General features: G+C 64.9%; 18 protein-coding genes and 1 pseudogene. 8 read left to right on the forward strand and 11 right to left on the reverse strand.

What is annotated here, in order from left to right; all coding sequences use genetic code 11:
* The first annotated feature begins 31 nt into the window (after window positions 1–31).
* Window positions 32–943 (forward strand): LysR substrate-binding domain-containing protein, encoded by a 912-nt coding sequence (locus ACN9M1_RS20420; protein WP_426400378.1) that lies wholly within the window; start codon window positions 32–34, stop codon window positions 941–943.
* A gap of 9 nt (window positions 944–952) precedes the next feature.
* Here the strand turns inward: ACN9M1_RS20420 and ACN9M1_RS20425 are convergent, their stop codons facing one another.
* Window positions 953–1,870, reverse strand: coding sequence for a LysR family transcriptional regulator (locus ACN9M1_RS20425; RefSeq protein WP_426400379.1), 918 nt, complete (start codon window positions 1,868–1,870; stop codon window positions 953–955).
* Window positions 1,871–1,993: 123 nt separating this feature from the next.
* Here ACN9M1_RS20425 and metE point away from each other — a divergent pair, with 123 nt between their 5' ends.
* Window positions 1,994–4,315 carry a 5-methyltetrahydropteroyltriglutamate--homocysteine S-methyltransferase gene (gene metE / locus ACN9M1_RS20430; RefSeq protein WP_426400380.1) on the forward strand — a complete coding sequence of 774 codons (2,322 nt, stop codon included), beginning with the start codon at window positions 1,994–1,996 and terminating at the stop codon, window positions 4,313–4,315.
* 151 nt (window positions 4,316–4,466) lie between these two features.
* Window positions 4,467–4,841 (forward strand): hypothetical protein, encoded by a 375-nt coding sequence (locus ACN9M1_RS20435; RefSeq protein WP_426400382.1) that lies wholly within the window; start codon window positions 4,467–4,469, stop codon window positions 4,839–4,841.
* 16 nt (window positions 4,842–4,857) lie between these two features.
* Here the strand turns inward: ACN9M1_RS20435 and ACN9M1_RS20440 are convergent, their stop codons facing one another.
* From ACN9M1_RS20440 to ACN9M1_RS20460, 5 genes are all read right to left on the reverse strand, one after another.
* Window positions 4,858–5,646 carry a crotonase/enoyl-CoA hydratase family protein gene (locus ACN9M1_RS20440; RefSeq protein ID WP_426400383.1) on the reverse strand — a complete coding sequence of 263 codons (789 nt, stop codon included), beginning with the start codon at window positions 5,644–5,646 and terminating at the stop codon, window positions 4,858–4,860.
* A gap of 43 nt (window positions 5,647–5,689) precedes the next feature.
* A complete protein-coding gene (locus ACN9M1_RS20445; RefSeq protein WP_426400384.1) occupies window positions 5,690–8,800 on the reverse strand; it encodes an efflux RND transporter permease subunit in 3,111 nt (1,036 codons plus the stop codon).
* A complete protein-coding gene (locus ACN9M1_RS20450) occupies window positions 8,797–9,966 on the reverse strand; it encodes an efflux RND transporter periplasmic adaptor subunit (protein ID WP_426400385.1) in 1,170 nt (389 codons plus the stop codon). The genes ACN9M1_RS20445 and ACN9M1_RS20450 overlap by 4 nt, the downstream gene beginning before the upstream one ends.
* Window positions 9,963–11,546, reverse strand: a complete 1,584-nt coding sequence (locus ACN9M1_RS20455; protein ID WP_426400386.1) for an efflux transporter outer membrane subunit — start codon at window positions 11,544–11,546, stop codon at window positions 9,963–9,965. Before ACN9M1_RS20455 ends, ACN9M1_RS20450 begins: the two co-directional genes overlap by 4 nt.
* Before the next feature lie 118 nt (window positions 11,547–11,664).
* The gene (locus tag ACN9M1_RS20460; protein WP_012430511.1) at window positions 11,665–11,820 is read right to left on the reverse strand and encodes a DUF3309 family protein; all 156 of its coding nucleotides are present in this window, start codon (window positions 11,818–11,820) and stop codon (window positions 11,665–11,667) included.
* Between the two features lie 187 nt (window positions 11,821–12,007).
* Between ACN9M1_RS20460 and ACN9M1_RS20465 the strand changes: the two genes are divergently transcribed.
* Both ACN9M1_RS20465 and ACN9M1_RS20470 read left to right on the forward strand, forming a co-directional pair.
* On the forward strand, window positions 12,008–12,889 hold the full coding sequence (locus ACN9M1_RS20465) for a Rossmann-like and DUF2520 domain-containing protein (protein WP_426400387.1): 882 nt from the start codon (window positions 12,008–12,010) through the stop codon (window positions 12,887–12,889).
* A gap of 88 nt (window positions 12,890–12,977) precedes the next feature.
* The gene (locus ACN9M1_RS20470; protein ID WP_426400388.1) at window positions 12,978–14,192 is read left to right on the forward strand and encodes a CynX/NimT family MFS transporter; all 1,215 of its coding nucleotides are present in this window, start codon (window positions 12,978–12,980) and stop codon (window positions 14,190–14,192) included.
* 7 nt (window positions 14,193–14,199) lie between these two features.
* Here ACN9M1_RS20470 and ACN9M1_RS20475 read toward each other — a convergent pair whose 3' ends face one another.
* The 5 genes and pseudogenes from ACN9M1_RS20475 to ACN9M1_RS20495 form a co-directional block, all read right to left on the reverse strand.
* Window positions 14,200–14,772, reverse strand: coding sequence for a DNA-3-methyladenine glycosylase I (locus ACN9M1_RS20475; protein ID WP_426400389.1), 573 nt, complete (start codon window positions 14,770–14,772; stop codon window positions 14,200–14,202).
* A 19-nt stretch (window positions 14,773–14,791) separates the two neighbouring features.
* On the reverse strand, window positions 14,792–15,763 hold the full coding sequence (locus ACN9M1_RS20480; protein WP_426400390.1) for a magnesium and cobalt transport protein CorA: 972 nt from the start codon (window positions 15,761–15,763) through the stop codon (window positions 14,792–14,794).
* A gap of 18 nt (window positions 15,764–15,781) precedes the next feature.
* Window positions 15,782–16,267, reverse strand: coding sequence for a MarR family winged helix-turn-helix transcriptional regulator (locus ACN9M1_RS20485; protein ID WP_426400391.1), 486 nt, complete (start codon window positions 16,265–16,267; stop codon window positions 15,782–15,784).
* A gap of 59 nt (window positions 16,268–16,326) precedes the next feature.
* Window positions 16,327–17,928, reverse strand: coding sequence for an MFS transporter (locus ACN9M1_RS20490; RefSeq protein ID WP_426400392.1), 1,602 nt, complete (start codon window positions 17,926–17,928; stop codon window positions 16,327–16,329).
* A 161-nt stretch (window positions 17,929–18,089) separates the two neighbouring features.
* Window positions 18,090–19,056, reverse strand: a pseudogene (locus ACN9M1_RS20495) (sensor domain-containing diguanylate cyclase); the annotation flags it as partial.
* A gap of 91 nt (window positions 19,057–19,147) precedes the next feature.
* On the opposite strand from ACN9M1_RS20495, the gene tnpA reads away from it, so the two are divergent.
* Genes tnpA through tnpC form a run of 3 tightly spaced genes read left to right on the forward strand, consistent with a single transcriptional unit; the run spans window position 19,148 to window position 21,547 of the window.
* Window positions 19,148–19,615: an IS66-like element accessory protein TnpA gene (gene tnpA / locus ACN9M1_RS20500; protein ID WP_426396463.1), complete on the forward strand. Its 468-nt coding sequence runs from the start codon at window positions 19,148–19,150 to the stop codon at window positions 19,613–19,615.
* On the forward strand, window positions 19,591–19,941 hold the full coding sequence (tnpB, locus tag ACN9M1_RS20505; protein ID WP_426396465.1) for an IS66 family insertion sequence element accessory protein TnpB: 351 nt from the start codon (window positions 19,591–19,593) through the stop codon (window positions 19,939–19,941). Before tnpA ends, tnpB begins: the two co-directional genes overlap by 25 nt.
* Window positions 19,942–19,972: 31 nt before the next feature.
* The gene (gene tnpC / locus ACN9M1_RS20510; RefSeq protein ID WP_426400700.1) at window positions 19,973–21,547 is read left to right on the forward strand and encodes an IS66 family transposase; all 1,575 of its coding nucleotides are present in this window, start codon (window positions 19,973–19,975) and stop codon (window positions 21,545–21,547) included.
* Window positions 21,548–21,572: the final 25 nt, after the last annotated feature.

Below are 21,572 nucleotides of genomic sequence, written 5' to 3' on the forward strand. Positions count from 1 at the left end.
TCGAATCGCCTTCACCAATTGCACCCGCTCTATGGACCTCAACGCGCTCAAGCTGTTCGTGGAAATCGTCGATGCGGGCAACCTGTCGGCGGCGGCGCGCAAGCTGCAGACCACGCGCTCCAACGTCAGCCACCGGCTCAAGGCGTTCGAGCGCGCGCTGGGCGTGCAGCTGCTGCGCCGGACCACCCGCCGCGTGGAGCCCACCGAGGTCGGCGCCGGCATCTATGAACACGGGCGCAGCATCCTGCGCGAGATGGCGGCGGCCGACGCGCTGGTGTCGTCGCTTGGCAAATCGCTGCAAGGGAGCGTGCGGTTGTCGGTGCCGACGGGGCTCGGGCATCTATTGGTGTCACCGCTGCTGGTGGCGTTCAAGCGCGCGTATCCGGACATCCGGCTCGACGTGCGGTTCGACAACCGTGTCTCCGACCTGATTGGCGAAGATGTCGATGTCGCGCTGCGCATCGTGTCGAACCCACCGGAATCACTCGTCGCCACGCTGCTGGATGAGGTGGATTGGGTGCTGTGCGCCGCGCCCGATTACCTCGCAGCGCACGGCGTGCCGAAGACGCTGGAGGCGCTGACCGAACACACCATCGTCAGCGCACCGGCGGTAGGGCAGCCATTGCGGCTATCGGCGCAACTGGGGGATGAGCGCACCCTCGTCACGCTCGACCCGGCTGTTTCGTCCGACAACTACTTGTTCTTGCAAGCAGCGGTGCGTGCCGGCAATGGGCTCGGCATCCTGCCCTACTACGCTGCTGCCGATGATTTGCGCGAGGGGCACGTCAAGCGCGTGTTGCCGGGGTATCGGTTCAGCGTGTTCGGCAGCCGGCTTTATATGCTGGCCATGCCGAGCCGGTATCGCACGCTGGCGACGCGGCATTTGCTGGATTTCTTGAAGGCGGGGTTGCAGGGGAAGTTGCCGCGATTAGCCCAGAAATAACGGGCTTGACTAGGCCTCCAACGGCATCAACCCCGGCAACTGCGCAAAACAAATCGCCTTGGCCGTCTCAATAAAATCCTGCGCGAACGGCGCCTGCGCATACTCGCGCGTCATGGCGGCGTAAAGGTCGCTCCACAGGCCCTCCTTGCCGACGCGCTTGGCCACCACGTACTCGTAGTCGACGTAGTTTTTGATGCCCCAACTCGGCAGCGCGGCCAAGCCGCGGCGGCTGGCGACGAGCTGCAGCACCGCAATCGTCAACTCCGCCGTGCGGCGATTGAACGTGATGCCTGAGGGCGCCAGCACCTGGCGAATCAAATCGATGCGCTCTTCGGGCACCGGGTAGGTGATGAGCGTCTGGTCGGCAAAGTCCTTCGCTTCCAGCCATTTCCTGTTGCGCAGTGCGTGGTCGACCGGCAGCACAGCCTGGATTTCGAAGCGGAACAGCGGCGCAAACACCACGCCCCGGCGCATCTTGGCGTCGGAGCCGATGATCACATCCGCGCGGCCGTCCTTGAGCAGCGCCAGCGGATCGGTGTGGAAGCCGGAGACGAGGTCCATCTCCACCTCTGGCCAGCGCTGGCGGAAAGCGTCCATCACGGGCATTAGCCAGTCGAAGCAGGTGTGGCATTCGAGTGCGATCCGCAGTGTGCCGGCCGCACGGCCTTTGATGCGCTCCAGATCCCGCTCGGTAGTCTGGATGTCGGCGACGACCTTTTGCGCCAATTCGAGCAGCCGCTCGCCAGCTTCGGTCAGCTCTACCGTCTGGCCCTTGCGGCGCACGACGGCCAACCCGTAGTGCGATTCCAACGCGCGCAACTGGTGTGACAGCGCCGATTGCGTCAGATGCAGCCGCTCAGCCGCCCGTGACACCGAGCCGCCATCGGCCAGGGCGATCAAGGTCCGCAGATGTCGAATTTCCAGCATGGCAAGGCGATTCCGAAATATGAATTTCATTCAATGTTATCGAAAATAATATCATTGGATTCATGATCGATCGTCGCCCATCATCGCAGGACTCCAAAACACATCCGCTCTCCTGCGACTCCTATGACGACCATCCACACCCTCGGCTACCCGCGCATCGGCGCGCAACGCGAGCTGAAGTTCGCCCTCGAATCGTTCTGGAAAGGCGCGTCCACTGAAGACGACCTGCGCGCCACTGGTCGTGCATTGCGCGAGCGCCACTGGGCGGCCCAGCGCGACGCCGGCCTCGACTACGTGACCGTTGGCGACTTCGCCTGGTACGACCAGGTGCTACAAACCGCGGCTCTGCTCGGCGCCATTCCCACACGCTACGGCTTCGACGCCGCGGAATTGACGCTGGCGCAATCGTTCGTACTCGCGCGCGGCAATGCCGACCACGCAGCCATGGAAATGACCAAGTGGTTCGACACCAACTACCACTACCTCGTGCCTGAACTCACGCCAGACTCGCGCTTCGGCCCCGGCACCGAATGGCTGTTCGACGAAGTACGTGAAGCACAGGCGCTCGGCCACTGCGTGAAGGTGGCGCTCGTCGGGCCGGTCACGTTCCTGCATCTGGCCAAGGCACGCGGCGGGCTAGCCGACAAGCTCGCGCTGCTGCCGCAACTGCTGCAGGCCTACACGAGTGTGCTGCAGCGCCTGGCCGCGCTCAACGTGGAATGGGTGCAGATCGACGAACCAGCGCTGGTGTTGGATCTGCCAAAGGCCTGGGTTGAAGCATTCGGCCCCACGTATCAGGCACTGGCTGCAGCCAACGGCCCGAAGCTGCTGCTGGCCACGTACTTTGAAGCTGCCTCACACCATGCTGCGTTGATTCAGTCGCTGCCCGTGGCCGGCGTGCATCTGGATCTCGTGCGTGCGCCGGAACAGCTCGCTGCGTTCGCGCCGTGGCCCGCCGACAAGGTGCTATCGGTTGGCGTCGTTGACGGCCGCAATATCTGGCGCGCAGATCTCGCCCGTGTGCTGGAGCGCGTGGCGCCCCTGGCCAAGGAACTCGGCGACCGCCTCTGGATTGCGCCGAGCTGCTCGCTGCTGCACGTGCCGGTCGACCTGTCCGCCGAAACCAAGCTCGACGACGAACTCAAGGGTTGGCTGGCCTTTGCACGCCAGAAGCTGGACGAACTGGCCGTGCTCAAACGCGCATTGGTCGAAGGGCCTGCTGCCGTGCAGAAGGCGCTGGACGACAACCGAGCCGCCATTGCATCACGCACCGCATCGCGTCGCGTGCACAACGCGGGCGTCAAGAAGCGCGTGGCGGCCATCCGCGCGGAACATGCTGAGCGCGCAGCCGAGTATCCGGTTCGCGCTCAAGCCCAACAGGCTCGCCTAAACCTGCCGTTGCTGCCCACCACCACCATCGGCTCGTTCCCGCAGACGGCAGAGATCCGCCAGGCACGCGCGCAACACAAGCGCGGCGAGTTGCCCGCACTGGACTACCTGCAACGCATGCGCGCCGAAATTGCCGACGTCGTGCGCCGCCAGGAGGCCCTCGGCCTGGACATGCTCGTGCACGGCGAAGCCGAGCGCAACGACATGGTCGAATACTTTGGCGAACTGCTGTGGGGCTATGCCTTCACGGCAAACGGCTGGGTGCAGAGCTACGGCTCGCGCTGCGTGAAGCCGCCCGTCATCTACGGTGATGTGTATCGCCCCGAGCCGATGACGGTCGAGTGGTCCAAGTACGCGCAGAGCCTGACGACCAAGCCGATGAAGGGCATGCTGACCGGCCCGGTGACCATGCTGCAGTGGTCGTTCGTGCGTGATGACCAGCCGCGCGAGCAGACCGCTTTGCAGATCGCCCTCGCCCTGCGCGACGAGGTGTGCGACTTGGAAGCGGCCGGCATTGCCGCCATCCAGATCGACGAGCCGGCGTTCCGCGAGGGCCTGCCGCTGCGCGCCACCGACGTACCTAGCTACCTAGAGTGGGCCGCGCGCGCATTCCGCGTGTCGGCCTCGGGCGTGCGCAACGACACACAGATCCACACGCACATGTGCTATTCGGAGTTCAACGACATCCTGCCGGCTATCGCGTCGATGGATGCCGATGTGATCACCATCGAGACCTCGCGCTCGAACATGGAGCTGCTGGATGCGTTTGGCGAGTTTGCCTACCCGAACGAGATCGGCCCCGGTGTGTACGACATCCACTCGCCGCGCGTGCCTCGTGTGGAAGAAATGGAAGCGTTGCTCGACAAGGCGGCGCAGGTGGTGCCGGTGCAGCGCCTGTGGGTGAACCCGGATTGCGGCCTGAAGACGCGCGGCTGGCCAGAAGTGGAAGCGGCACTGCAAGGCATGGTGGAGGCCACGCAGCGCTTGCGTGCCAAGCACGCCAAAGCGCGCCACGCGGGCAGCCACGCCGCGCTGGTTGAAGACGTGCCCGCCTGAGCGTGGGGCCACTCGGCATGCAAACGAGTGGCCCAGGACTAGCGTTCTGCCGCAACAACCGTGACGATCGCCCTCTGTTTGGAAAAGGATGGGCTGGCTAGGCTGACGACAGTCAGACCTTTGTCTGGCACCTTTTCCGAACGGAGCTCACATGCAAGCCAATCAACCCGCAATCGCAAACCACGCAAACACCATCTGGCAGTGGGTCAACAACGGTTGCCCCGGCACGGTCACCATCCTGCAACGCCCCAGCGCAGAGCAGTACCCGAATACCTTCGTGCTGATCTGGAGCAACCTCAATCTGCCGGGCGGCATCCAGCAGATCAGCCTGGATGTTCACTACCAAGGCACGCAACTGCAAGCCGGACAGCCTCTGCAGGCACTCGGCAGCCTATGGGTGAAAGGGATGACTGGCGCCCTCAAACCCGAGCAGCAGGCCACGCAGACACAGAAGCAACACCTGCTCGCGCAGATTGGCAATACGTCGCCCGACCCAAGCCTGTACGCCAAATACGGCAACTACTGAGCCGCCGGTATACCGCTCAGGACGCCGCGGCTGCACCTTCGCCGTGACGCCCTGCCCCGGCCACAAAGCGGGCGGCACCCGCCGCGCCCTCGGCAAACACCATCGGCGTGCCGCGCGCGCCCTCCTGGCGCAACGCGTCGGCCAGCGATAGATTCCACTGCTCGTAGGCCGACGCGCGGTCCGCCAGCATGCATTGCTGAGGAAACGCGGCAATCTCGCGCGCCAGTTGTTGTGCAATGGACAGCGATTCACCTGGCTCGACCACGCGGCTGGTGAGCCCTATGGCGAGTGCCTCTTCAGCGTGCACTGCGCGGCCGGTCAGGATCATGTCCAGCGCCCGCCCCATGCCAACGATGCGCGGCAAACGTACCGTGCCACCATCGATGAGCGGCACACCCCAGCGGCGGCAAAACACGCCGAACACCGCGTCGCGCTCCATCACGCGCAGGTCTGCCAGCAACGCCAGTTCCAACCCGCCCGCCACGGCATAGCCGCTCACCGCGGCGATGAGCGGCTTGGATAACGCCATGCGTGAGGGCCCCATCGGCCCAGGCGCCCCGCCATCGGGGTCGAGGTGGTTACGCCGCGCCGGATCACTCACGGCCGTCAGGTCGGCCCCTGCGCAGAAATGTCCGCCGGCACCGCCGAGCACCGCCACGCGCAGCGCCTCATCGGCCTCGAAGCGTTCAAACGCGGCAAGCAGGTCAGCGGCAGTCGGTCCATCCACCGCGTTGCGGCATTCGGGTCGGTTGAGCAGGATCGTGCAAACTGGGCCATCGGTCTGGAACAACACGGTATCGCGCATGGGCGGTCTCCTGTTCTGGGTCGATCTGGCCGATCACCCGAGGCTACATCTGCTGTGACGAGCGCTCCTGTGCAGGTTCAGGCTCGCGCTCGTTACGCTCGTGGTGGCGCGCACCCCGCAACTTGCGCAGCGCCCACTCCTTCACGTCGTCCACCTTTTCGAACACCACTGGCACCACCAGCAGGCTCAGCAGCGTGGAGGTCAGCAGACCGCCGATCACTGCGACGGCCATGGGCGCGCGGAAGCCCGCATCGCCTTCCAAACCGAGCGCCATCGGCACCATACCGGCCGTCATCGCCACCGTGGTCATGACGATCGGGCGGGCACGCTTGTGGCATGCGTCGATGATGGCCTCCGTGCGCGACATTCCCAGATCGCGCCGCGCGACGATGGCGTATTCCACCAGCAGGATCGAGTTCTTCGTCACGATGCCCATCAGCATCAGCAGGCCGATCAGCGCGGGCAGCGATAGGCTGAAGCCGAACAGTGCCAGTAAGCCGAACGCGCCACCCACCGACAACGGCAGCGCCGCCAGAATCGTCACCGGTTGCGTGAAGTCGTGGAACAGCAGCACCAGCACGGCATACACGCACAACACGCCGGCAAACATGGCGAGCAGGAATCCGCCGAACAATTCCTGCATGCCTTCCACATCGCCTGCAGCAATGCGGCGCACACCCGGCGGCAGGTTCTTGATGGACGGCAACGCCTCCACCGCTTGGTTGGTGTCGCCCAGGGCGCGGCCTTCCAGCCCCACGCTGATGGTGACATTGCGGCTGCGGTCGTAGCGGTCGATCTGCGCGGGGCCGCTGGCGATGGAGATATCGGCGATGTTCTCCAGCGGCACGGCACCGTTGCGACCCGGCACGCGCAGCTGCCGGATCGTGTCGATCTGGTGGCGCGCCTTCGGGTCCAGCTCCACGCGGATGTACACCTGCCGCTCTGGCAAGTTCAGCTTGGGCAGGTTGACGTCATAGTCACCCGCCGTGGCCACACGCACAGCTTGGCCGATGGCGGCGGCCGTCACGCCCTGCTGCGCAGCGCGCGCAAAGTCCGGGCGAATGACGATTTCCGGCCGCAGCAGACTCGCCGATGACGTAATCGCACCCAACCCCGGCACGGTACGCAAGTCGCGCATCACATCGCGCGAAACCTGCTGCAGCGTGGCCGGGTCATCGCCCGCCAGCACCACCTGCAATTGCTCGCCCGAACCGACGGCGCCAAAGGAAATGCGCACGCCCGGCACGCCCTCCAGCATCTCGCGCAACTGGCGCTGTACCTCTTGCTGTTTGAGGTGCCGATCATGCCGGTCCGTCAGCGAGATGGTGAGCGTACCGGTGCGCACCTCGCCACCGCTCGAACCCGGCACACCAGCCATCACGCCCGAGCCGATGGCCGTGTACACGCGCCGCACCTCCTTGTGCTGCATCACGATCTTGCGCACGCGCTCGGTGTTCTCGCGCGTCTGGGTGATGGTGCTTCCGGGGGCGCTCTCTACCGTCATCTGCAACTGCGCCCAATCTTCGGGCGGCAGGAACGTCGCGGGAATCAGCCCAATGATGGCGACCGACACCACGAAGAATGCGGCCGCCATGCCACCTGTCTTCCACGGATGCACGAGGCACCAGCGCGCGGCCTGCAGATAGCGCGTCATGATCCAGCCGTCGCGGTTGGGCTCGGCCTGGGGCTTGAGCATGTACGCGGCCATCATGGGTGTCAGCAACCGCGCCACCAGCAGCGAGGCCAGCACCGCCAGCGATGCCGTCCACCCGAACTGCTTGAAGAACTTGCCCGAGATGCCGCCCATGAACGCGGTGGGCAAGAACACCGCCACCAGCGTGAGCGAGGTGGCGACCACCGCCAGGCCGATTTCCTGCGCGGCCTCCATCGCTGCCTCAAACGGTTTCTTGCCGTTGCGCAGGTGGCGCACGATGTTCTCCACCTCCACGATGGCATCGTCGACCAAGATGCCGACCACCAGCGTGAGCGCCAGCAGTGTGATGCCGTTGAGCGTGAAGCCCAGCATGTCCATCGCCGCAAAAGTCGGGATGATGGACAACGGCAGCGCCACAGCGGACACAAACGTCGCGCGCCAATCGCGCAGGAACAGCCAGACCACCAGCACCGCCAGGATCGCCCCCTCATACAGCGCATCCATCGACGCCTTGTACGAATCCTCCACGGGCTTGACCATGTTGTAGACCTCGGTCACGTGCACGTTGGGGCGTTCGGCCTGCAGCTTGGCAATCGCCGCGCGCACCCCTTTTGCGACTGAGATTTCACTGGCACCGCGCGAGCGAAACACCTGGAAGCTCACCACCGGCTTGCCGTCGAGCAAGGCCATCTGGCGCGGCTCGGCAGCCGTGTCGCGCACGTCAGCCACGTCCGACAGGCGAATGCGACGCCCATCCGACAGTGGGATGTCCATCTGCGCCAGTTCGCGTGCGCTCTTCACGGTGCCGAGCGTGCGCACCGCCTGCTCCTGACCGCCGATGTTGCCGCGTCCGCCCGGCGCCTCCTGCTGCATGCCGCGCACCTGCGCGCTGATGTCGGCGGCCGTCACGTTCAACGCCTGCAGTCGCACAGGGTCGAGTTGCACACGCACCTCGCGGTCCACCCCGCCCTGGCGCGTCACCTTGGCCACGCCATGCACCGACAACAGCCGCTTGTTGACCGTGTTGTCGACGAACCAGGACAGGTCCTCCGGGTCCATGTCGGACGCATCCACCGCGTAGGTCAGCACCGGCAAGCCGGCAAAGGTCACGCGAGAGATCACGGGCTCCTGCACGTCCGACGGCAATTGCGCGCGAATGCGACTGACCGCATCACGCACGTCGTTCACTGCCTCCTGCACATCCTTTTCCAGCTCGAACTCGACCATCGTTGTCGAGCTGCCATCGTTGATGGTGGAGGTGATGTGCTTGATCGCGCCGATGCTCGCAATGCTGTCTTCAATCTTGCGCGTGACCTCGGTCTCCATCTGCGTGGGCGTGGCGCCGGGCAGGCTGGCCGTGACCGACACGGCGGGGAAGTCAATGTCCGGAAAATTCTGGATCGACAGCATCTTGAACGACACCAGCCCCGCCACCGTGATCAGGATGAACAGCAGGATCGACGGAATCGGCTTGCGGATCGCCCAGGCGGAAAAGTTCATCGCGTGGCTCCTATGGCTGCGGGTGCGGAGGCAGCGGGCGTTGAAGCCGCTGCCCCGGGCGCCACCACGCGCACGAAGTCACCATCGCTTAGGAAGGCGGCGCCCACGGCGACCACCGCATCGTTCTGGCCGATGCCCTGCAAGATCTCGACCTGACCGCCCTGGCGGCGGCCAAGCGCCACCTTGGTCTGGCGCACACGCCCTTGCGAAGCCACCACCATGACGTAGTCATAGCCATCGCGCGAGAACACGGCCGTCTCGGGCAAGGTCATGGCCGGCGCATCGCCCAGCAGCACATCGCCTGACAGATACATGCCCGCCTTCACGCCAGACGTTGCAGCCTCCGGCGGCAGATCGACATAGACGAGGCCGTTGCGCGTGTTGGCGTCGACCGTGGGGGCGACCTGGCGCACGCGGCCGTTCACGATGCCGCCGTCCATGCGGCGCAAGTGCACGGTCTGGCCGGGTTGCACGCGCGGCAGTACGTCGCCGTGCATTTCCGCGCGCCACTCCAGCCGGTTCTTGCGGATCAGCTTGAACAGCTCCGTGCCGGACGACACCACCGCACCCACGGTGGCCGTGCGCGCGCTGATCACGCCATCATCTGGCGCCACCACGCGCGTATAGCGCAAACGCAGTTGTTGGCTGTCGAATTGCGCGCGGGCGGCTGCCAGCTTGGCGGCAGCCGTCTTGGCCTGCGTGTCGTATTGCACAAGATCCTGCTGGCTGATGGCGCCGCTCTTGTCGAGCTCATGCGCGCGGCGCGCCTCACCAGCGGCCTGCGCGGCGGACGCTTCGGCCTCCGCCAATGTGGCGCGTTGCGCGGCCACATCGGCACGCACGGTTTCATCCGACATGCGCGCGAGCAATTGCCCTTGCTTGACCACATCGCCCACGTTGACGAGCACCTCCGCCAGCTTCAGCCCGTTCACCTCTGCGCCGATGCTGGCCTCCTGCCATGGCTGCACCGCGCCGCTGGCCGTGGCAGTGCGCGGCCACACTTGCTGTCCCATCTGCGTCACGTTGACGGCGAGCGCCGGCTTGGCCACCGGCTGGTCCTTGCTCTTGCCCTCGGACGCGGCCTTGCCGCACGCCGCAAGGGTGCCAGCCAGCATCACGGCAAATACGGCCAATGCTGCGGCCTTCCAAACACGTTGTCCTGTCATGAAGCGTTTCCGATGTGCGCGGGGCGCTGTGCGGCCGGCGCGGGAACTTGAGAAGAGTCTTGTTGAGGTTGAGCGGAAACATCCGTCGCGCCATCGTCGCGCCAACCACCGCCTGCCGCTTTGTATAGCGCCACCCACGCCTGCGCACGTTCAAGCCGAACGGCTGCCAACGATTGCGACGCCTGCAACGCCGTGCGCCGCACGTCTTCAAGCTGCAGCAGGCTGCCGGCGCCAAGGCGGTAACGCGCACTCGCGGCATCGAGCACCTTGGCGTATTGCGCATCTGCCGTAGAAGCGGCATCGACTCGCCGATCAGCGGCGTCCAGACGCACCAGCGCGTCTTCCACTTCTTGCACGGCCTGCCGCACCTTCGCGCGATAGCCGGCGAGCGCCTGGTCGTAGCGGGCGCGCGCCGTTTCTACACGGGCTGCGCCCGCCCCGCCATCGAAGATCGGCAGCGACACCGCTGGCCCGAACGACCACGATTTGCTCGTCAACGATTGGCCGCCAAGCCGATAGGAATTGATGCCGATGGACCCGGCCAGCGTCAGCGATGGCAAGCGGCTCGCCACGGCCACGCCAATGTCCGCGCTCGCGCCGGCCACTGCGCGCTCTGCTGAGGCCACATCCGGCCGCTGCGACAACACCTGCGCCGGCACATCCGGCACACCCGCATCCGGCGGCGCAGGAATCTGCGCATTGGCCTTGGCGAGCAAGCCGTTCAACGTGTCGTGGTCCAGCCCCGTGAGGGTAACCAGCTTGTCGATCCCCTGTGCGCATTGCGCGCGCTGGCCCTCGAGCACATTGGCCGCATCGGCCACGGTAGCCTGGGCTTGCGCGTAATCAGCGGGGGCGATAAAGCCTGCGCGGAACTTGCGCTCGGTCAGTTGCAGCGTCTCTTGCCGCGAGGCGAGCGTCGTTGCATCAATGTTGACCAGCGCTTCACATTGGCGCTGCTGCAGGTAGGTATTGGCGACCTCCGCCGCGAGGGAGACGCGAGCGTCATGCCAATCGGTCTCGCTGGCCGTCAGGCGCGCGTCTGCGCCCTCCAGGCTGCGGCGCTTGCCGCCGAATAGATCGATCTCCCACGAGGCATCGGCTTGCGCGGCCAGCGTGGTGATGGTGCCCAACCCCAGCGTGGGGTTGAGCGTGCTGGCACCGAGGCCGCCAGCGCCAAGCTGACTGCCTCCAAACCCGCCCTGCCGCGTGGCCGAGCCACTGCCCTTCAACTGCGGAAACAGCCCCGCCTGACTGCTCGAAACCGTGGCACGCGCCTCGCGCACGCGGCCCACCGCCTGGGCGATGGTCGGGCTGGTGGCGTCGGCCTGCTCCACCAATTGGGTGAGCACCGGGTCGTGAAACTGCTCCCACCAGCGCGCCAGCGCCATGCGACTGCCATGGTGTGGCAGCGTGGCATGCCAACCTGCAGGGGCTTCGGTGCCGCTCAGTTGCGGGGTCTTGTAGTCAGGCCCGACCGCGCAGCCGGCAAGCAGCATCGCCAGCCAGGGCGAAGCCAGCGGCAATGCATATCGCGCAAGACCGCCGGGCCATCGGCCGCCGGCGTGTCGACCAGTCTTCATGTGAGGTGTCCATTGGGAACGCAGCCGGAATTATGCCCAGTCAAGCGTCCGCAAGACACCCGCTCTGCCGTGATGCTCAGCTAACCTTCACGTTCGGCAAAGATCGAGCCCCTCTGTGTCAGATATAGCCGAGCAACACAAGAATGACGACGATCACCACAATCAGCCCGAGCCCGCCTGTCGGCCCGTAACCCCAACTGCGGCTGTACGGCCACGACGGCAACGCGCCAATCAGCAGCAGAATCAAAACGATGATGAGAATGGTGCTTAGCATGGGGCCTCCTGGCATTCATGTAGGTATGCCGCCGCGCGCTATTGCGACGGGCTTGTTCGCCACCTAGCACGCCCTGTTCCCATGCAAGCCTCGTCTTGTGGTCGTGGAAAAATCCTGGCGGTTAATTGCGCATATTCAGCATCACTCGGCTTATGATCCGGCCGGTTCTGACCAGGGAGTTGTAGGCATGCCTTCCATTGCGATCGAATCTCCGGCCTCGCTCGGCTGGATCGGTGCGGGGCGCTTGGCGCGAGCGCTGGCGGTGCGCGCACATGGCGTGGGCGTACGCACCGTAGCCGTCGCCAGTCGCACGCCGGCAACTGCCGCCTGGCTGGCCGGAGCGACCGATGCCCGGGCATTGGATGCACAAGGCGTGGCGGACGCTGCGGACTGGGTCTTCATCACCGTGCCGGATGACGCTATTGCCGATGTTGTTGGCAATGTGCGTTGGCGGCCCGGCCAGCTCGTCATCCATTGCAGCGGCGCAGGCGAGCGCGACCTACTGGCCGCCGCAGAACAGGCCGGCGCGCAGACCGCCAGCTTCCACCCGCTCTTCCTTTTTGCCGGTTTGCCGGACGACGCCGAGCGCCTGCGCGGCGCTTCCATCACCATCGATGCGGATGCGCCCCACGATGCCGTGCTGGCCAAATTCGCCATCGGGCTGGGCTGTACGCCGCTGCTGATGCAAGCCGGGCAACGCGCGCTGTACCACGCCGGTGCGAACTACGCCGCCAGCTTTCTGCTGTGCGCCCTACACGAAGCCGCCACCTTGTGGGCCGCAGCCGGTATCGACCGCGAAGCGGCCGTCGCCGCCATGTGGCCGCTGGTGGACGGCACGCTGGCCGCCGCCCGAGCGCGCGGCTTGCCCGGCGCATTGGCGGGCCCCGTTTCGCGCGGAGATTGCAGCGTCATTGATAAGCATCTGCAGGCTCTCAATACACTTGGCGGCGACCACGCGGCGCTGTACAGGGCACTCACACGACGGGCCCTGGCATTAGCCGCAGAACGTGGAGCGCCACCCGCCGACGTGCTGGCTGATTTAGCGAAACGGCTCGACACCGCGCAATAACTGCGTCGGCATCAATGGGATTGGGCTCGTGTGCACCCATCGGGTGCACGCCCTACAATCGGCACCCTCTCCGCAAACCCATCCCACCATGTCTTCCACGCCGCCGTCCTCTGCCGTATCCCACCCTCAGCATCGCTCGACAGGAGCGCTCGCGCTGTTGGTGATCGGCCTGGTGCTGGTGGGCGTTAACCTGCGGCCGGCGCTGTCGAGCCTGTCGCCGGTGCTCAAGCAAGTGGCGGCGGGCACGGGGTTATCGGGCGCCACAGCGGGCCTGCTGACGACCTTGCCCGTGCTGTGCCTGGGCGTGTTCGCGCCAGCGGCCGCCGTACTGGCCCGGCGCTTTGGCGCGGAACGTGCCGTGGGCGGTTTGCTGATCGCGCTGGCGGCGGGCATCGCATTGCGTAGCGCGGGCGGCGTGCTGCCGCTCTTCATCGGCACGGTGGCGGCGGGCGCATGCATTGGTGTCACGGGCATCCTGCTGCCGAGCATTCTCAAACGAGACTTCGGCCGGCAAGCGGATCTGATGACCGGCGTCTACACCATGGCGCTGTGCTTTGGGGCCGCCGTTGCCGCTGGCGCCAGCGCCCCGCTGTCGGCATGGCTGGGCGGATGGCAGCCCGCGCTGGCGTTCTGGGCGCTACCTGCGCTGCTGGCTTTCATCGGCTGGTGGCCGCACATGCGGCATGTGCATGGAAAGAATGCAGCGGCGCGCGTCGAACGGGTATCGCTATGGCGCCGGCCGATCGCCTGGCAGGTGACGCTGTATATGGGGCTGCAATCGTCGCTGGCGTACTGCGTGTTCGGCTGGTTGCCGGTCATTCTGCAAGACCGCGGGCTCTCGGCGCTGCAATCGGGGATGGTGGTGGCGGTGTCGATTCTCGTGCAGCTCATCACCGCGCTGGGCGGGCCGTTCATTGCGCGGCTCGGGCGGGATCAGCGCCCCGCCGTGCTGCTGATGATGCTGATGTGCTGGGCCGGCCTGTTGGGCTGCCTGTATGCGCCGCTCTCCACGCTGTGGTGGTGGGCCGTGCTGCTGGGACTGGGCCAGGGTGGCAACTTCAGTGTGGCGCTGTCGCTGATCGTGCTGCGCTCGGCCGATGCACGCGTGGCGGTCAGCCTTTCCGCCATGACGCAGGGCATCGGCTATACCCTCGCCGCGGCCGGCCCGTACCTCATGGGTGTACTGCATGACCTGACCGGCAACTGGGCCGTCATGGGCTGGCTGTTCAGCGCGATTGCGCTGGCTGCCGTCGTTGCAGGTGCCCTGGCGGGCCGCAATCGCACGCTGCACGCAAGCGAGTGAGCCGCGCCTACTTGGCCTTGGCCTTCGACTTGCCGGCGCGAAAGCACCCAGCCTCGTGGTCATCCACCATGCCCGTCGCTTGCATGAAGGCATAGCAGATGGTGGGACCGACAAACTTGAAGCCGCGCTTGACCAGCGCCTTGCTCATCGCCTTGGACGCATCGGTGGCAGCGGGCGCGTCGCGGTAGCTGTCCCAACGGTTGACGATGGTCTTGCCATCGACGAACGCCCACAGAAAAGCATCGAGCGAACCCACTTCTTCCTGCAGTTCGAGCACCTTGCGCGCGTTGATGACGGCGCCCTCCACCTTGGCGCGGTTACGCACGATGCCCGGGTCGGCGAGCAGCTTTTCGATGCGCGCGGGCGTGAAGCGCGCCACGCGTGCTGGATCAAACCCCTCGAACACTTCCTGGTAGCGCGCCCGCTTGCGCAGGATGGTCTGCCACGACAGTCCAGCCTGCGCGCCCTCCAGAATCAGCATTTCGTAGAGATGGCGATCATCGTGCGAAGGCACACCCCATTCGGTGTCGTGATAGTCGATCATCAATGGGTCGTCATTGACCCAGCAGCAGCGGGACATCTCAACGTCTCCTAATTGGCTAAATCCAACCGGACTTGCGCAGCTTGCGATACAGCACCACGCAGGCCAGCGCCGTGCACGTCAGCACGATGGGGTAGCCGGCCGGATGCTCCAGCTCCGGCATGCCTTTGAAGTTCATCCCGTAGTTGCTGAACACCACGGTCGGGATGGCGAGAATTGCGCCCCACCCCGCCAGCCGCTTCACGATGTCGTTCTGCGTCACGGACACCAGCGCCACATTCACGGAGATGGCCGTGGTCAGCATTTCGCGAATTACGTCGAGCGCGCCCACCACGCGGTGCGCATGGTCGGCAATGTCGCGGAAGTACGCGCGCAGCTCCTTGGGCACCACGTCTTCGTGCAGGCGCACGAGCTGGCCGGCGATGTCTTCCACCGGCAGCGCTGCATTGCGCAGGCGCAAGAGCTGACGCTTGAGCGTGTACAGCCGCTCGATGGCGGCGCGATCGAACGAGTCGCCAAAGATACGGCTCTCAATGGCCTCAAATTCTTCCTGCAGGCTCTCCAGCACCGGCTGGTAGTTGTCGACCACAAAGTCCATGACCGCATACAGCGCAAACGGCGCGCCCTTCGCCAGCAGTTGCGGCGTGCGTTCGCAGCGCTCGCGCACTGGCGAATACGACGCCGACGGCCCGTGCCGCACCGAGACAAGAAAATCCTTGCCGACAAACAGGTGCGTCTCGCCAAAGACGACGTTGCCCTGCTCTAGCTGCGCCGTGTTCAACACGATGAACAGCGTCTCGCCATAGACCTCCAGCTTGGGGCGCTGGTGGGCGTTGCGCGCATCTTCAATGGCGAGATCGTGCAGACCGAATTCTTCCTGCACGCGGTCGAGCATCGCGTTGTCCGGCTCATGCAAACCCAGCCAGACAAAGGAGCCGGGTGTGTGCAGCACGTCGCTGATGGCCTCGACAGAGAGGTCGCGTTCGCGCTTGCCGTTGCGGTACAGCGCGCTGTTGATCACCATGGGCATGGCGGGTCTCCGAGCACGTCAGCGGTCTTCGCGCTGATCGGCGCTTTTGGCATCAGGTGTGCCGGCAAGTACGGGCACTGCGGCAATGCGGTTTTCGATCTGCGCCAGCGCTTCGGACAGTGCGTGCACGAGATCGTCCGGCAGCCCATCGAGCGTGGCATTGAGGAAGGCGATGCGGCGCGGCATGCACTCGAGCACCACGGCCGAGCCGGCGTCTGACAGCGTGACGTTGGTCAGGCGGTTGTCGCGCGCGTCGGTGGTGCGTTCGATCCAGCCGAGCTGGTCGAGCACCTTGAGTTGGCGGGTCAGCGCGCCGGGGTCCATCTGCAGGCGCTCGGCCAGCTGCTTCTGCGCCATGCCGCCGCCGGTGTTGTCATGCAGCGCAAGCAGAATGCGCCAGCGCGGGATCGGCTGGCCGACATGCGCCTCGAAGGCGGCCATGAACGCACGGTACGTGCGTCCAAACTGGTGCATGACGGCGAAGCGTTCGCGTTCAGTGGTCATCGATCAGGGCTGAGATTGCTGGTGAACCGCGCATCCTAACCGCTCCGGCGCCTTCCCGCCTATTCAGGCTGTTGCACCGGCTCGACATGATGCAACGCCACCGGCGGCACCCGGCGCACGCGCCACAGGCCCACGAGTGCCACCACGGTGGCCACAATCAGGCCGATGTGGATGGCGCCCACCAGCACGTGCCGGGCCGCCTCCAGCAGCGCAGCGCCGTCATGGCCGGCCGCATGCATCTGCGCAAGCACGGCGGTTTGCGCGTCATGATCGATGAGAATTTCGGGATCGGCAAGCTGGTGCTGCCATTGCGCGGCATCGTCCGCACGCAGGACATCGCCCACGCCAGACGCATAGCGCTCGCTGACCAGCGTGCCGACCAGTGCGGTGCCGACCATCCCGCCCACCATGCGCAGCGATTGCAGCAGCGCCGTAGCGATCCCCAGGTGTGCGCGCCCTGCGGTCTGCTGCGCAAACACCGTCAGGTTGGGCAGCACAAAACCGAGCCCCAAGCCAGCGACCAGCATTAAACCCGTCAACACCACGTGCGGCATCGACCTTGACGACACCGACATGCCCGCCAGCGCCAGCGTCAGCAACGCAAACCCCGCGTAAAGCATGCTATTCGGCTTGGGAATGCGCGTGACAATACGCCCGTTGATGATGCTGCCCAACGTAATGCACACCACCAGCGGCGTGATGATCAGCCCCGCCTCTTGCGGCGACATGCCGAACCCACCCTGGAACAGCAAGGGCGCATAAAACAGCACCGCAAACATCGCAAAACCGGACAGCAGCGCCAGCATGAACAGCGCTGCCAGCGACGGATTGCGCAGCATGTCGAACGGCAGCAGCGGCTGCTCGGCACGCTGTTCCCACCACCAGAGCGCCACAAACGCGGCGGCTGACAGCGCCAACCAACCCAGCATCGGCAGCGACAGACCATGACGCGGCAGCCACTCCACGAACAGCTGCAGCGCGCCCAGCGCCACCGTAATCAGCAGCGCGCCCTGCCAGTCCAGCCGCATCTTTCCACCATGGCCGGTATGCGCGTTCTGGCGCAGATGCGGTAGAAAGCGCCACGCAAAACACAGCCCCATCACGCCAAACGGAATGTTCACGTAGAACACCGAGCGCCAGCCATACGCCTGCGTCATCCACCCACCCAGCGTCGGGCCGATGGCATTGGCGATGCCAAATGACGCGCTCAGCAGCACCTGCCAGCGCAACCGCACACGTGCATCCGGAAAGAGATCCGGGATACAGGCGTAGGCCGTGCCGACCAGCATGCCGCCGCCGACGCCCTGCAGCGCCCGCGACCACACCAGAAACGTCATGCTGCCGGCCATGCCGCACATCACCGAGGCCAGCGTGAACACGACGATGGACGCGATCACAAACGGCTTGCGCCCGTAGAAATCGCCCAGGCGGCCAAAGATCGGCACCGTCACCACCGAAGTCAGCAGATACGACGTCGCCACCCACGCGTACAGTTCGAAGCCTTTGAGCTCCGCCACCACCGTGGGCAGCGCCGTGCCGACCACCGTCTGGTCAAACGCAACGAGCACGACGACAAAGCAAATGCCGATCATCGCCAGCAGCGATTCTTTGAACGGCAAGACCTGGGTATGGGAATGCGGGAGCGCGGTGTGGACGGCCATGGCGGCGAGATGACGATACAAATGATACATCAATGATTGATGTGTCAATTAAATTGTAGCGAAATTCGGCGGGCTCTGCTTGGAGGTGATAGGGGGAAATAATGTCCGTCGGAGTGCACCATGTGTGACTCCACTGAAAGCTCGGGCCGCCACGCGCTCGCCTACACGAGACGTGGTTCCGACTGGGCCACCATATTGCGCCCAGCCGCCTTCGCGTCGTACAGCGCCTGATCAGCAGCCCGGATCACCGCGCTGACGTCAACATCCGCATCGGGCGTCCACGCTGCCGTACCAATGCTGGCCGTCACCCGCCCATAGCGACTCAGCGCGTGCTCGATGCCCAGATCGGAAATCGCCGTGCGGATCTTTTCGGCCATCGACACCGCGCCTTCCGGTGGTGTATCGGGCAGATACGATCACAAACTCTTCACCACCGTACCGTGCAGCGCTGTCGCCGGGTTGGCGAATGTTCTCGCCGATGCATTTCGCGACGGCCGCCAGCGCATCGTCTCCCGCCTGGTGCCCATAGGTGTCGTTGAAGAGCTTGAACCAGTCGATATCGACGAACAGCAGTGACAACACACTGTGGTTTCGCTTGGCGCGCCGCCACTCCTGATCGAGAATTTCGCCAAGCGTGCGCCGATTGTTCAGCCCCGTGAGCCCATCGGTACGCGCGAGCAATGCCAACTCCGATTCCGCGCGCATCCGGCGCTTGAGTTGCACCCCGAACGCAATGGAAAGGCCAACGAATCCAACGGCCAGCGCCCCCATCACCGACGCGATGACCAGCGCACGATGCCGCCACGCGGCGTAGATGTCGGAATGCGCCTGCGCCACCATGATGATGAGCGGCAGATTCGGAAGGTTCTTGAAGTAGTACTGTCGTTCAATCCCGTCAATCGTCGAGGTATCTGAGAAGCTTCCTTCCGGCGCCTGCAGGAACTGCTTGAACGTACTGGCGTTGCGGATATTGCGCCCAATGACTTTCTCATCGTAGGGCTGTCGCATGATCATCGCGCCGTCCCTGCCGATCAATGCGACCGACCCGTGCGGCCCCAGCGACAGCGTAGCGAACAGGTTACGAAAGTAGTCGAGTTGAACGGCAATCAGCACCACGCCCGCGAATGATCGTAAGGCGTCAATTATTGACGCCCTGGCGTCGCGCTGAGGGTTCACAGATGCTACGTGTCCATGTTGATGAACGTGGACAGGTGCACACATGGACGAGAGGGAAGAGAGTTTGCAGGATCGCCTCGTCATCGGCCGCAAGCGAGATGGCCGGCGGCAGTATGACGAGGTGGCTAAAGAGGAACTGATACAAGCCTGCTTAAAGCCAGGAGCTTCTATCGCCCGCACGGCAATGAAGTATGGCGTCAATCCGAATCTCGTGAGGACATGGATAGCAGCACACCAGCGCAAGCATCGCTGCACTACGGCGGTTGTCGACGAGCAGGAAGGCGGCGCCGACACCATTGAGTTGCCGCCCTCACGAGATGCATTTGTTCCCGTTGTCGCCGAGCCGGCATCGCTGGCAGGCCGACCGCCCAGCGTCGGCATGGCAATCGCCTTGCACGTGCGTTTGCCCAATGGAGTCGAGTTCGAATTAGGCGAAGCCAATCTCGATGAACTGGCCACGATCGTCCAGATGCTGGGGAGGCTGCCGTGTTCCGGTTCGACGACGGCCTGAAGGTCTTCCTGCATCGCGAGCCCGTCGACTTCCGGCTTGGCATCAACGGCCTGTCGATCCTGGTCGAGCAGGCGATGGCGCTCAATCCGATGGCCCAAGCCTTGTACGTGTTCGGCAATCGCCGGCGCGACCGCATCAAGATTCTCGGCTGGGGCGGCAACGGCTTCTGGATGTTGCTCAAACGATTGGAGGCCGACCGGTTCATCTGGCCCGACACGTCCGACATCGTCAAACTGAGCGTCGAGCAACTGCACTGGTTGCTCGACGGCATCGATATCGCCGTGGTCAAGAAGCATCCGCAGCGTTTCTACGCACGCGCAAGCTGAACCGCACCTGGGTATGTCGGTCCAAGCCGACATGCCCATCAACGTCACGATCGCCGCCGAGGAACTCCAGGAACTGCTGGCTGCGCGCGAGGCGCTTGGCCAGCTCCAGCGGGATCACGATGTGCTGCGTGGCGAGCTGCGCTTGGCAAAGGCCGAACGCGATCTGGCCGAGGAACGGTTGCGTGCCTATCGCCGCGAACTGTTCGGCGCGACCAGCGAGGCCCGCGATGCAGGCCAGCTCGGTCTGTTCAACGAAGCCGAAGCACTGACGGCCAGCGCGCAACCCGCACAGGAGGATGTCCCCGGCACGAAGGTCGCCGCGCACACGCGCAAGAAGCGCGGGCGCAAGCCGCTTGATCCCAATCTGCCTCGCGAAGTGGTGCGTCACGATCTGCCCGAGGCCGAGCGTTTCTGCGTCAACGATGGTCATGCGCTGGTCGAGATCGGCGTCGAAACCAGCGAGCAACTGGACGTGATTCCAGAACAGGTCCGCGTCATCCAGCACCAGCGCGTCAAGTACGCCTGCCCGTGTTGCGACCTGGGAATCAAGGTCACGCCGGCGCCGGCACGCATCATCCCTCGTGGGCTGTTCACCGAGTCAGCGCTGGCGTGGATCGCTACGGGCAAGTACCAGTTCGGCATGCCGCTGTACCGTCAGGCCGGCTTGCTGCGCCGCTTCGGCGGCGACATCTCGGCCAACACGATCGCCGCCAGCATGGTCCGCGTGGGCTTGGCGGTGCAGCCCGTGATCAACCTGCTGCGCGATACGCTGTTCGAGTCGGATCTGATCCATGGCGACGAGACGACATTCCAGGTCCTTAAGGAGCCAGGGCGCCGAGCGCAAGCCAAGAGCTATATCTGGGCGCAGATGAACGGATCGGGACCACCCGTGCGGCTGTTCAGTTACGCGCCGGGGCGCGGCGCTGCGCACGCCCGCGCGATCTACGCCGGAATCCGGCCGGGCACGGCATTGATCACCGACGGCTATGAACTCTACAACGGCCTGGCCGTCGACAACCAGCTCGTCCACTTGGGCTGCTGGGCTCACGCGCGCCGTGGCTTCATCAAGGCCGAGGAGGCGGTGCCGAAAGCCGCGCGCACGCCGCAGTTGACGGCTACGCGCTTCGTCAAGCTCATCGGTAGGTTGTTCGCTGCGGAATCGCGTTCGGCAGACTGGCCGGCGGCGCGCAGACAACGGCTGCGCCAGCGCTACAGCGCCCACGTCCTGCAGGCCATCGCAGCGTTGCTGCGCGAGCAGATGCCGGCCGTAGTGCCTGGCAGCTTGCTGGGCAAAGCCATGCAGTATCTACACGGCCAGTGGCACAAGCTCGCCCGCTACGTTGAGGACGGTACTTGGCCCATCTCCAACAATCCTTGCGAGAACGCGATCCGCCCGTTCGTGCTCGGAAGAAAGGGCTGGTTGTTTGCGACCACCGTGGCCGGCGCCAACGCAAGCGCCAACCTCTACTCGCTGGTCGAGACCTGCAAGGCCAACGGCGTCGATCCGTACCAGTATCTCGTCTGGCTGTTCAGGAAACTCCCGCTGGCGACAACCGTCGATGACTACGCCGCGCTCTTGCCGTGGGCCATGGCTGCGACACGCTGAGAGGCGTCGTTTAAAGACTGCTTAC

This window comes from Ralstonia sp. R-29, assembly GCF_049913345.1.
GTDB lineage: Bacteria > Pseudomonadota > Gammaproteobacteria > Burkholderiales > Burkholderiaceae > Ralstonia.

Excerpts from the sequence above, each read along its gene's own strand:
- ACN9M1_RS20445 (WP_426400384.1), bottom strand. The coding sequence starts at position 8,800 with ATGAACTTTTCCGCCTGGGCGATCCGCAAGCCGATTCCGTCGATCCTG.
- ACN9M1_RS20490 (WP_426400392.1), bottom strand. The coding sequence starts at position 17,928 with ATGGCCGTCCACACCGCGCTCCCGCATTCCCATACCCAGGTCTTGCCG.
- ACN9M1_RS20475 (WP_426400389.1), bottom strand. The coding sequence starts at position 14,772 with ATGTCCCGCTGCTGCTGGGTCAATGACGACCCATTGATGATCGACTAT.
- ACN9M1_RS20420 (WP_426400378.1), top strand. The coding sequence starts at position 32 with ATGGACCTCAACGCGCTCAAGCTGTTCGTGGAAATCGTCGATGCGGGC.
- ACN9M1_RS20480 (WP_426400390.1), bottom strand. The coding sequence starts at position 15,763 with ATGCCCATGGTGATCAACAGCGCGCTGTACCGCAACGGCAAGCGCGAA.
- ACN9M1_RS20425 (WP_426400379.1), bottom strand. The coding sequence starts at position 1,870 with ATGCTGGAAATTCGACATCTGCGGACCTTGATCGCCCTGGCCGATGGC.
- ACN9M1_RS20470 (WP_426400388.1), top strand. The coding sequence starts at position 12,978 with ATGTCTTCCACGCCGCCGTCCTCTGCCGTATCCCACCCTCAGCATCGC.
- ACN9M1_RS20465 (WP_426400387.1), top strand. The coding sequence starts at position 12,008 with ATGCCTTCCATTGCGATCGAATCTCCGGCCTCGCTCGGCTGGATCGGT.
- ACN9M1_RS20450 (WP_426400385.1), bottom strand. The coding sequence starts at position 9,966 with ATGACAGGACAACGTGTTTGGAAGGCCGCAGCATTGGCCGTATTTGCC.
- ACN9M1_RS20485 (WP_426400391.1), bottom strand. The coding sequence starts at position 16,267 with ATGACCACTGAACGCGAACGCTTCGCCGTCATGCACCAGTTTGGACGC.
- ACN9M1_RS20440 (WP_426400383.1), bottom strand. The coding sequence starts at position 5,646 with ATGCGCGATACCGTGTTGTTCCAGACCGATGGCCCAGTTTGCACGATC.
- ACN9M1_RS20460 (WP_012430511.1), bottom strand. The coding sequence starts at position 11,820 with ATGCTAAGCACCATTCTCATCATCGTTTTGATTCTGCTGCTGATTGGC.
- ACN9M1_RS20455 (WP_426400386.1), bottom strand. The coding sequence starts at position 11,546 with ATGAAGACTGGTCGACACGCCGGCGGCCGATGGCCCGGCGGTCTTGCG.
- metE (WP_426400380.1), top strand. The coding sequence starts at position 1,994 with ATGACGACCATCCACACCCTCGGCTACCCGCGCATCGGCGCGCAACGC.
- tnpA (WP_426396463.1), top strand. The coding sequence starts at position 19,148 with ATGGACGAGAGGGAAGAGAGTTTGCAGGATCGCCTCGTCATCGGCCGC.
- ACN9M1_RS20435 (WP_426400382.1), top strand. The coding sequence starts at position 4,467 with ATGCAAGCCAATCAACCCGCAATCGCAAACCACGCAAACACCATCTGG.
- tnpC (WP_426400700.1), top strand. The coding sequence starts at position 19,973 with ATGCCCATCAACGTCACGATCGCCGCCGAGGAACTCCAGGAACTGCTG.